The organism is Trinickia terrae (assembly GCF_005144415.1).
Classification (GTDB): Bacteria; Pseudomonadota; Gammaproteobacteria; order Burkholderiales; family Burkholderiaceae; genus Trinickia_A; species Trinickia_A terrae.
The window spans coordinates 244,625-253,348 of sequence record NZ_SWJE01000009.1; the positions used below are offsets into that span (position 1 = coordinate 244,625).

An 8,724-nucleotide genomic window follows, 5' to 3' on the forward strand; every position below is an offset into this window, starting at 1 on the left:
GCACTAGCTTCACGCGCCAGACGATGCTTCGGCGAGAACTTCACCCACCACAGCCGTCCCCCTACCCCTTCTTCTTCCGCCCCGTCTTAACGGAGCCCGCCTCCCTCGCCTCACGCTCCGCACTCCACATCTCCAGCAACGCCCGCGTTTGCGCACGCACGGTGCTCTTGAGCAACTCCCCCTTCTCCGCATCGATCTCGCTCCAGCCGAGCAAGCTCAGCGTCGAGCGCGGCGACATATGGAACAGCATCAACTGCCCAAATAGGCTCAGCATGCGAATCCGCGTCAGCGAATCGTCCGGCGCGGTGCCCCCGATCCTGCCGATCAGCTCCGAGCTGACCCGATTCAACGGCCCGCGCACGCGCGTCTGGATGATCTCGGAGGCGATCGGCGGCTCCTGCCCCGCCTGCTCGCGCAAGAAGAACAGACGGTGGCTCAGGCTCTTCGGCTGCATGAATATCTTGTCGGCAATCGTTTCCTGAATGGCGATGAACGCGTCGATCAGCGCCGCGGTCCCGGCCTCGCTTTCGAGCCTCGCCTCCGCACGCAGCACGACCGGCTCGAACCGGACCCAGACCTCGTCGGCGAAGAACTCGGCGCAGGCGCGGTAGACCCCTTCCTTGTTCTCGAAGTAGTACTGCAGCGCGGGCGCGTTGACGCCTGCGCGCGCCGCGATGTCGCGCGTCGAGGCGGCCTCGAAGCCGCGCTCGCCGAACACGTCGATCGCCGCGGCGATGATGCGCATGCGGGTCTCTTGACCGCGCGCGTAGCCGCCTTCCGCAGGCCGGCGAGGACGCTTGATTTCGCTCATTGACTGGACTTCCCTCGTTCAAATCCGGCATGCCGCATGCCGCCATCCCAATTCCTTACCGCGAAAATATATCACTTGACACATTTTTTCCAACTGGAATAAATTGTGCGCGCTTCGCATTATTGAGGTAGATCCCATGTCCACGACCACAGAGGCGCCGCCGCGCAGCGACCTTTCGCAAGACAAGAAGGCCACGGCGAGTGCGCCGGGGCCGCAGCGTTCCGGCAAGCGGCGCACCTGGCTCATCGCCGCGGGTCTCGTCGCGCTGATCGCGGGTGCGATTTGGCTCGCGCACTGGTGGACCGTCGGCCGCTTCATCGAAAGCACCGACGACGCCTATCTCCAGGCCGACAGCGTCACGATCGCGCCGAAGGTCGGCGGCTACGTCACCGATGTGTTCGTCGCGGACAACCAGGCCGTGAAGGCCGGCGCCCCGCTCGCGCGGCTCGACAGCCGGCAGTATCAGGCGTCGCTCGACCAGGCCGAGGCGACCATCGATGCGCGCGAGGCCGACATCCAGCGCGCGCAGGCCGAAATCCAGCAGCAGCAGGCGAACGTTGCGCAAGCGAAGGCGCAGGAGCAGGTCGCGCGGCTCGCCGCGCAGCACGCCGAGGACGACGTCAAGCGCTATGCGCCGCTCGCCGCGACCGGCGCCGAAACGGGCGAGCGGCTCGCGAGCCTCGTCAACACGCGCGATCAGGCGCGCGCGACGCTCGCCGCGAACACCGCCGCCGTCGCCGCCGCGCAGACGCAGATCGGCGCGACGACCGCGCAGATCGCGCAAGCCCGCGCCCAGCTCGAAGCCGCGCGCGCCAGCATCCGCCAGGCGCGCCTCGACTTGCACGACACGACGCTCTACAGCCCGCTCGCGGGCCGTGTCGGCGATCGCTCGGTGCGGGTCGGGCAATTCGTGCAGCCGGGCACGCGCCTCATGACCGTGGTGCCCGTGCAAAGCACGTATCTCCAGGCGAACTTCAAGGAAACGCAGGTCGGCCGCATGCGCATCGGCCAGCCCGCGACGCTGCACGTCGATGCGCTGCCGGGCGTCGCGCTGCATGGCGTCGTCGACAGCTTCTCGCCGGGCACCGGCGCGCAGTTCGCGCTGCTGCCGCCCGAGAACGCCACCGGCAACTTCACGAAGATCGTGCAGCGCGTGCCGGTGCGCATTCGCCTCGAGACCGGGCCCGAGACGCGCAGCGTGCTGGTGCCGGGCCTGTCGGTGACGGTGGACGTCGACACCCGTTCGGCGCGCGCGAACGACGCGCGCATCGCCGCCGAGAACGCGCATGGCTGACACGCCTTCAACGCCGCACAGCGGCGCCCCCGGCGCCGGGCATGGCGAACGCGCGAGCGCGGCCGATTGGATCGCGGTCGCCGCGGGCGCGCTCGGCGCGCTGATGGCGACGCTCGACATCTCGATCACGAACTCCGCGCTGCCGCAGATCCAGGGCGAAATCGGCGCGACCGGCACCGAGGGCACCTGGATCTCGACCGGCTACCTGATGTCGGAGATCGTGATGATCCCGCTCGCGGCGTGGCTCACGCGCGTGTTCGGGCTGCGCAACTTCCTGCTCGCCAACGCGACGCTGTTCATCCTGTTCTCGATGATGTGCGGCTTCTCGCACTCGCTGCCAGTGATGATCATCGGCCGCATCGGCCAGGGCTTCACGGGCGGCGCGATGATCCCGACCGCGCAGACCATCATCCGCACGCGCCTGCCCCGCTCGCAGATGCCGATCGGCATGACCGTGTTCGGCCTCATCGTCCTGCTCGGGCCGCTGCTCGGCCCCGTGGTCGGCGGCTGGCTCGCGGAGAACATCTCGTGGTCGTGGTGCTTCTTCATCAACCTGCCGGTGTCCGTCGCGCTGATTGCGCTGCTGATCGCGGGCCTGCCCGCCGACAAGCCGCATTGGCACGACTTCATCAACGCCGACTGGATCGGCATCGTGGGGCTCTCGATCGGCTTGAGCTCGCTCACGGTCGTGCTCGAGGAAGGTCAACGCAAGCAGTGGTTCGAGTCGAGCGAGATCGTCTGGCTCAGCGTGATCACCGCGCTCGGCTTCGTGCTGATCGGCATCTCGCAGTTCGTCGCGAAGAAGCCGATCATGCGCCTCTCGCTGTTGCGCAACCTGCGCTACGCGAGCGTCATCGTGATCGTGTTCGCGGTCGGCGCGGGGCTGTATTGCGTCGCGTATCTGGTGCCGCAGTTCCTGAGCCTGATCGCGGGCTACAACGCGGAGCAGTCGGGCGCCGTCATGCTGCTCTCCGGCGTGCCCGCCTTCCTGATGATGCCGCTCCTGCCGCGCCTGCTCGGCAAGTTCGATTTCCGCGTGCTCGTGATCGCAGGCCTCCTCTGCTTCGCGGGCAGCTGCCTGCTCGACATCGGCCTCACCGCTCAAAGCGTCGGCCACGACTTCGTCTGGTCGCAGCTCCTGCGCGGCGCCGGCCAGATGCTCGCGATGATGCCGCTCAACCAGGCGTCGATGGCGGCGGTGTCGCGCGAGGAGTCGGGCGACGCCGCGGGGCTCTACAACATGGCCCGCAACCTGGGCGGCTCGGTCGGGCTCGCGATCATCGGCACGATCATCGACCGGCGCAACACCTTCCACGACGCGGCGATCCGCGAATCACTCTCCGCCAACTCGGTGCTCGGCCAGGAGCGCATCGCCGCCAACACCGCGAGCGGGTTCGCGCAGACGGGCGACATGGCCTACGCGAAGCTGCGCGCGCTCGGCCAGCTCGCCGCGCAGATCCAGCAGCAAGCCGCCGTCATCACGTTTTCGGAGACGTTCTACGTGCTCGCGATCGCGCTCGTCGCGTGCATTCCGCTCGCGCTGCTGCTCAAGACGCCCGTCAGCCAAGCGGGCGGTGCACAGTCGTCCGGTCACTGACGCCTTCGATGCCGATCGACTCCCGCCCTGCCTTCACATTCACGACGATGCCGCTTCGCCGCTCTTCCCAGCTCCTTTCTCCCTTGCCGCTTGCGCTCTTTGCGGCATGGGCGCTGTCCGCATGCACGGTCGGCCCGGACTATCGCGGCGCGCCGCCTGTTGCGGCGAGCGCCGTGCAGGCCGGCGCGTTCGTGCGCACCCCGGCTACGGGCACGACGGCGGCGCCCGCGCCGAGCGCATGGTGGCGCGCGCTCGACGACGCGCAGCTCGACACGCTGATCGCCGCGGCGCTCACGCACAATCCCGACCTTCACGCGGCGCAGGCGCGGCTGCGCGAGGCGCGCGCGCAACTGCGGCAAAAAGAGGCCAACGAACTGCCGAAAACCTCGGCGACGGTCGCGGCGCTGCGCACGCGCGAGCCGAACCTCAGCTCGCTGCTCTCGGGCTCGTCGCAGAGTTCCAGCGGCGGCGGTCCGCTCCAGCTTTACGCGGCCGCTTTCGACGCTTCGTGGGAAATCGACCTGTTCGGCGGCAAGCGGCGCGCGGTCGAAGCAGCGTCGGACGAAGCCGATGCCGTCGACGCCGATCTCGCCGATACGCAAGTCTCGCTCGCGGCGGAGGTCGCGCAGGCCTATATCGACCTGCGCGACGTGCAGCAGCGGCTCGCGCTCGGCACGCGCTCGGCCGACCTGCAACAGCAGATGCTCACGCTCACCGAAGCGCGCCGCGCGCGCGGCACGGCGGCCGAGGTCGACGTCGAGCGGCTGCGCGGCCAGGTCGAAACCACGCGCGCGGCGCTCGTGCCGCTCGCGGCGCAGATCGCCGATGCGCTCGACCGCCTCGCCGTGCTGACCGGCCAGCCGCCCGGAGCGCTCGACGCCGAGCTGGCCGGGCCGCGGCCGCTGCCCGCCTTGCCCGCGCAGACGCCCATCGGCAACCCCACGGCGCTGCTGCAGCAGCGCCCCGACATCCGCGCGGCCGAGCGGCGCCTCGCGTCGAGCAATGCGCAGATCGGCGAGCACATCGCGGACTATTTTCCGAAGCTCACGCTCATGGGGGAGTTGGGGTTCACGGCCGCCAATCCGGGCCATCTGACGCGCAAGCAGAACTTCTCGTGGATCGGCGCGCCGTATCTGCAATGGAACGCGCTCGATTTCGGACGCACGGCCGCCAGCGTGCGCGGCGCCGAGGCCTCGCGCGACGAGGCCGGCGCGAAATACGAGCAGGCGGTGCTGACCGCGCTGCAGGACGCGAACGGCGCGTTGTCGCGCTATGGGCATCAGCGCGAGCACGTGGTCCGGCTCGAGCAGGTGCAGGTCTCGGCGGACCACGCCGCCGCGCTGATGCAGCAGCGCTATGCAGCCGGCGTGGCGACGCTGATCGATTTGCTCGATACGCAGCGCACGCAGTTTTCGGCGCAGCAGGATGTCGTCGCGGGCCAAGCGGAGTTGCTCAAGGATTTTGTGTCGCTGCAGAAAAGCCTTGGGCTTGGATGGCAGGCGCAGGCGGGTTGACGCGACCGGCGGGCGCGCCTTGCGCCCTCTCTCGCTCGCGCAATCCTGTGAAGATATCGAGCGAAAAACGCGTGACTCCACCGCATTCGCGCCTCATTCATGTGCCAGTCGTGCGCACGGTCCCGGCATTCGTCGCACAAATGCGCGCCGCAAAGCGTCAATACGTCGAATCGAGCGGAAAACCAGGCTCTTATCACCGCACCAGGGTCCCCCCCGCCGGGCCACACTCAAGGACTGGACAAGTCACCATGAGGAGCCCATGCACCCGACCTCGCCGGGGTTTGAGACGAATGATTCGATGCCCCGCACGCTGCTGCTCATTCCGGCGCTGACCTTCGCCGTGCTATGCGTCCTGTGGTGCACGATCCTGTTGCGGCTGGAGGTCGAGAAAGCCGCGGCGCTGCGCGATACGCGGCTCGCCGCCCGCATGCTCGCCGATTCGCTGCGCACGCATACGCTCAAAACGATCCACGATGTCGACGAGATCGCGCTGCTCGTCAAATACGGCTACGAGAAGGCCCATGACGCCGGACGGCCGTTCGACCTGCAGAGCTATCAGGCCCACGGCCTGATCAGCTCCGATACCGCCCTGCAAGTGACGCTCGTCGGTCCCGACGGCCATGTCACGATGTCGACGACGCCCGTCACCGGCGTCGTCGATCTCAGCGATCGCGAGCACTTTCGCGTCCACCGCGCGAGTCCCGACGTCGGGCTGTTCATCAGCCGGCCGGTGATCGGGCGCGTGTCGAAACACTGGTCGGTTCAGGCGACGCGGCGACTGAACAACCCGGACGGCAGCTTTGCCGGCGTCGTGGTCGTCTCCGAAGATCCCGCCTACCTCACCGACGGCTTCTACAACCGCACCGCACTGGGCGATCACGGGATGATCGCCGTGGTGTCGCGCCACGGCTTCATGCTGTCGCGCCGCGCGGAGAACGCGCGCAGCACCGCGGGCCAAGCGCTGCCCGCGGGCTACGACGCACTGCTTGGCGAGCCAGAGACGACGCTCGACGATGCGCTCGATCACGTCGAGCGCATCGTCGCGGGCAGCGCGCTCGATCAATACGGACTGCTGGCCGTCGCCGGCCTGTCGGTCGAGGACGCGCTCGACGAGTACTACCGGATGCGCCGCGTCTACGTGTCGATGGCGACGGTCATTTCGCTGATGCTGGTGGGCTTTGCCGCCTGGATCATGGCGCTGATCCGCAAATTGCTCGCGGGCCGCGAGGAATTGCAGCGGCTCTCGCGTCTGGACCGGCTCACCGGACTGCTCAATCGCGGCCGGATCTCCGACCTCTTGACGCAAGCCGTGGCGGCGGCCGATGCGGCCGGCCGGGTCGCGGCGATCTTCGTCGACCTCGACGATCTCAAGCAGCTCAACGATGCGCGTGGACACCAGGCCGGCGACACCGTGCTGGCGGCGCTGGCCGACCGGCTGCGCCGGGTGGCCGGGGAGCGCGGGCAGATCGGGCGCGTGGGCGGCGACGAGTTTCTGGTGCTCGTCGAAACCGTGGCAGCGAATGCCGGCGAGGTCGCCGCGCTGATCGTGCGCGAGAGCGCTGAAGCGCTGCACGAGCCCGTGATGCTGCTGAACGGAGAACCGTACCGGATGAAGGCGAGCTTCGGGATGGCGGTGCTGGAGGCGTTCGAGACGGCCGACGACCTCGTGCGCCGGGCGGATACCGCGATGTACGACGCAAAGGAACGCAGCCGCATCAAGGCGGATGGGATATGGCGGGCGCGCAGCCGGCAGCCCGGAGGTAGCGAAGCGCCGGATCGCGATGCGTTTAATTTGCGGGCTTGAGGCTGGAGTCCGCAACCGTTGGTTCGGCTGGTTGCGAGGTGGCAGCAGCTTCGAAATCCGCGTCAATCGGGCCAGGCAACGGCGTCAGCCACGCCCAGTCTAGAGCGAGTGCGGGCCAGTCCTCAGCGACTGACCGGGGACAAAATAACGCAACTCAGCGGCACCGCCCGACGGAAAATCAATGCGAATGCGCCGGCACGTCCGCCCCTCGGCAGCCGACCAGGAAATCGAAGTCGCAGCCCTCGTCGGCTTGCAGGACGTGATCGACGTAAAGCTGCCGGTAGCCGCTCGCGTCGGCAGGCTGGCGCGTCTGCGCATCCTTCCACGCTTCTAACCGCTCAGCCATCTCTTCTTCACTAAGCTCGACATGCAGGCGCCCCGCCTCGCAATCGAGCTCGATCCAGTCGCCGTCGCGCACCACCGCAAGCGGGCCGCCCGCGCGCGCCTCGGGCGCCACGTGCAGCACCACCGTCCCGTACGCCGTGCCGCTCATGCGCGCGTCCGACACGCGCACCATGTCCGTCACGCCCTGCGCGAGCAGCTTCGGCGGCAGCCCCATGTTGCCCACCTCGGCCATCCCCGGATACCCCTTCGGGCCGCAGTTCTTCATCACCAGCACCGAGTTCGCGTCGACCTCCAGCTCGGGATCGGCGATGCGCGTCTTGTAGTCGTCGAAGTTCTCGAACACCACCGCGCGTCCCCGGTGCTTCAGCAGCGACGGCGTCGCCGCGGAGGGCTTGAGCACCGCCCCGCTCGGCGCCAGGTTGCCCCGCAGCACGCACAGCCCCCCATCCGGCACGAGCGGCTTGTCGAGCGGACGGATCACCTCGGCGTTGTAGACCGGCGCGTCCTGGCAGTTCTCCCATAGCGAGCGCCCGTTGGCGGTCAGCGCCTCCGGATGCGGCAGGAGCCCGGCTTCGCCGAGGCGCCGCAGCACCGCGGGCAAGCCCCCCGCGTAATAGAACTCCTCCATCAGGAAACGCCCCGACGGCTGCAGATCGACGAGCGTCGGCGTGCCGCGGCCGATGCGCGTCCAGTCGTCGAGCTGCAGTTCGACGCCGATGCGCCCCGCAATCGCCTTCAAATGAATCGCCGCATTGGTCGAGCCGCCGATCGCCGCGTTCGCGCGGATCGCGTTCTCGAACGCCGCGCGCGTGAGCAGCTTCGAGAGCCGCACATCTTCGAGCGCCATCTCCACGATGCGCATGCCCGACAGATGCGCGAGCACGTAGCGGCGCGCATCGACCGCCGGAATCGCCGCGTTGTGCGGCAGCGTGACGCCGAGCGCCTCGGCCATGCAGGCCATGGTCGAGGCGGTGCCCATGGTGTTGCAGGTGCCCGCCGAGCGCGACATCCCCGCCTCGGCCGACATGAACTCGTGCAGCGTGATCTTGCCGGCCTTCACCTGCTCGCTCAGCTGCCACACCACGGTGCCCGAGCCGATGTCGCGCCCCGCGTGCTTGCCGTTGAGCATCGGCCCGCCCGAGACGAGGATCGCGGGCACGTCGCAGCTCGCGGCGCCCATCAGGAGCGCGGGCGTGGTCTTGTCGCAGCCGGCCAGGAGCACCACCGCATCGATCGGATTGCCGCGAATCGATTCCTCGACATCCATGCTCGCGAGATTGCGCGTGAACATCGCGGTGGGCCGCAGGTTCGACTCGCCGTTGGAGAACACCGGAAACTCCACCGGAAAGCCCCCCGCCT

General features: G+C 68.5%; 6 protein-coding genes. 4 read left to right on the plus strand and 2 right to left on the minus strand.

The features are described 5' to 3' along the window. Positions 1–61: 61 nt before the first annotated feature. The gene (locus FAZ69_RS18525; RefSeq protein WP_136896531.1) at positions 62–811 is read right to left on the minus strand and encodes a CerR family C-terminal domain-containing protein; all 750 of its coding nucleotides are present in this window, start codon (positions 809–811) and stop codon (positions 62–64) included. A gap of 136 nt (positions 812–947) precedes the next feature. Between FAZ69_RS18525 and FAZ69_RS18530 the strand changes: the two genes are divergently transcribed. The 4 genes from FAZ69_RS18530 (at position 948) to FAZ69_RS18545 (ending at position 7,020) form a co-directional block, all read left to right on the plus strand. After that, on the plus strand, positions 948–2,105 hold the full coding sequence (locus FAZ69_RS18530) for an HlyD family secretion protein (protein WP_136896532.1): 1,158 nt from the start codon (positions 948–950) through the stop codon (positions 2,103–2,105). Further along, a complete protein-coding gene (locus tag FAZ69_RS18535; protein ID WP_136896533.1) occupies positions 2,098–3,702 on the plus strand; it encodes an MDR family MFS transporter in 1,605 nt (534 codons plus the stop codon). The genes FAZ69_RS18530 and FAZ69_RS18535 overlap by 8 nt, the downstream gene beginning before the upstream one ends. Positions 3,703–3,749: 47 nt before the next feature. Then, the gene (locus tag FAZ69_RS18540) at positions 3,750–5,216 is read left to right on the plus strand and encodes an efflux transporter outer membrane subunit (RefSeq protein ID WP_136896553.1); all 1,467 of its coding nucleotides are present in this window, start codon (positions 3,750–3,752) and stop codon (positions 5,214–5,216) included. 298 nt (positions 5,217–5,514) lie between these two features. Further along, entirely contained in the window at positions 5,515–7,020 is a 1,506-nt protein-coding gene (locus tag FAZ69_RS18545; RefSeq protein ID WP_240702320.1) for a sensor domain-containing diguanylate cyclase, read from the plus strand. A 178-nt stretch (positions 7,021–7,198) separates the two neighbouring features. Here the strand turns inward: FAZ69_RS18545 and FAZ69_RS18550 are convergent. After that, positions 7,199–8,724: IlvD/Edd family dehydratase (locus FAZ69_RS18550; RefSeq protein ID WP_136896535.1), on the minus strand; the 1,526-nt coding region annotated here is incomplete at its 5' end.